At 65.8% G+C, this 1,657-nt stretch carries 2 protein-coding genes; both read right to left on the bottom strand.

Annotation, left to right across the window (positions count from 1 at the left end):
* A partial coding sequence (mutL, locus tag DBR24_RS34155) for a DNA mismatch repair endonuclease MutL (RefSeq protein WP_256591919.1) occupies positions 1-387 on the bottom strand: 387 nt, incomplete at its 3' end.
* The coding region (locus tag DBR24_RS27840) for an N-acetylmuramoyl-L-alanine amidase (protein WP_218278158.1) at positions 384-1,657 on the bottom strand (1,274 nt) is incomplete at its 5' end. The genes DBR24_RS27840 and mutL, both read right to left, overlap by 4 nt.

The following is a 1,657-nucleotide window of genomic DNA, read 5'->3' as shown; positions in this document are numbered from 1 at the left end:
CTGCCACGCCTGATCGGCATCGCGGGTGCGCGAGGTCAGGGTCAGGCGCGCCACAGAGCTGATCGACGCCAGGGCCTCACCGCGGAACCCCAGGCTCATCACCTGCTCGAGGTCTTCGAGGTTGCGGATCTTACTGGTGGCGTGACGGGCCAGCGCCAGCGGCAGGTCATCGGCAGAAATGCCGCTGCCGTCGTCGCGCACCCGCAGCAGCTTGACGCCACCCTGCTCGACGTCGACGTCGATGCGTTTGGCACCGGAATCGAGGCTGTTTTCCAGCAGTTCCTTGATCACCGAGGCCGGGCGCTCGACCACCTCACCGGCGGCGATCTGGTTCGCCAGCCGTGGGCTGAGCAGTTCGATGCGGGCAGTGTTCAGCACCTGGCTCATTCTTTGGACGCCAGTTCGGTGCCAGGAATGGTCAGGTGCTGACCGACTTTCAGCTCATCGCTGCTGAGGTTGTTGGCGCTGCGCAGGGTCGCGGGCGACACCTGGTAACGCACCGCAATCATCGCCAGCGTCTCGCCCGGACTCACGCGGTGATCGCGCGGGCCTTGGGCGATCTTGCCGGAGTCACGCAGCCAGGCAATGTAAGTGCCCGGTGGCGGGTTTTGCTGGAAGAACTGGCGTACACCGCTGCTGATCGAACGGGCCAGCGCCTGCTGGTGGCTCGATGCCGAGAGTTTGTTCGCTTCGTTGGCGTTGGAGATGAAGCCGGTTTCGACCAGGATCGACGGGATGTCCGGCGACTTCAGCACCATGAACCCGGCCTGTTCCACACGCTGCTTGTGCAGCGGCGTCACCCGGCCGATGTTGGTCAGGACTTTCTGACCGACGTTGAGACTGGAAGTCAGCGACGCGGTCATCGACAGGTCGAGCAGCACACCGGCGAGCATGCGGTCCTTGTCGTCGAGGCTGACGTTGCCGGCGCCGCCGATCAGGTCGGAACGGTTTTCGCTGTCGGCCAGCCAGCGGGCGGTCTCCGACGTGGCACCGCGATCGGACAAGGCAAACACCGACGCACCGAAGGCGGCCGCCGACGGCGCGGCGTCAGCGTGGATCGAGACGAACAGGTCAGCACCCTTCTTGCGCGCGATTTCAGTACGGCCACGCAGCGGGATGAAGTAGTCGCCAGTACGGGTCAATTCGGCGCGGAAGCCTTTCATGCCGTTGACCTGACGTTGCAGTTCGCGAGCGATCTGCAGCACCACGTCTTTCTCACGCTGGCCGCGCGAGCCGGACGCGCCCGGGTCTTCGCCGCCGTGGCCGGCGTCGATCACCACGATAATGTCGCGTTTGCCGGCCGGCGCTGGCGGTAACTTGATGGCGGGTTCCGCAGGCGTGACCGGCACCGCAGGCACCGTCGCCACTTGCGGCGCTGGCGCAGGCGGCGGAGCGGCATCGGCCGGGTTGTCGAACAGGTCGACCACCAGACGGTTGCCGTATTGCGCGTTCGGCGCCAGCGAGAAGCTTTTCGGGGTGACGGCTTTTTTCAGGTCGATGACCACCCGCAGGTCGGTCGGCGTGCGCTGGGCCGAGCGCATCGCAGTGATCGGTGTGTTCGCAGTGGAGACTTTCAACGGCGCGCCGAGGGTGGCGCCGTTGATGTCGATCACCAGCCGGTCCGGTGCGGTCAGGGTGAAGACGCTGTGCTGCACCG

The organism is Pseudomonas sp. HMWF006, from assembly GCF_003061205.1.
GTDB lineage: Bacteria > Pseudomonadota > Gammaproteobacteria > Pseudomonadales > Pseudomonadaceae > Aquipseudomonas > Aquipseudomonas monsensis.
Note: the sequence above shows the minus strand (reverse complement) of the source record. Positions and strands in the feature narration are given on the sequence as shown.